A 237-nucleotide genomic window follows, 5' to 3' on the forward strand; every position below is an offset into this window, starting at 1 on the left:
CTACGTGCGGACGGGATAAGTGCTGAAAGCATCTAAGCATGAAGCCCCCCTCAAGATGAGATTTCCCATGGCGCAAGCTAGTAAGATCCCTGAAAGATGATCAGGTTGATAGGTCAGAGGTGGAAGCGTGGCGACATGTGGAGCTGACTGATACTAATAGATCGAGGACTTAACCAACGCTTTTTAAAAAATGAAATACCTTCTTATTATCTAGTTTTGAAGGAACAACGTTCCTTT

General features: G+C 43.9%; 1 rRNA gene. It reads left to right on the top strand.

The annotated features are described in order from the left end of the window. Window positions 1-177 (top strand): 23S ribosomal RNA (locus tag Q8G36_RS28935); the annotation flags it as partial. Between the last annotated feature and the right edge of the window lie 60 nt (window positions 178-237).

This window comes from Peribacillus frigoritolerans (assembly GCF_030676415.1).
Taxonomy (GTDB): Bacteria; Bacillota; Bacilli; order Bacillales; family DSM-1321; genus Peribacillus; species Peribacillus frigoritolerans_A.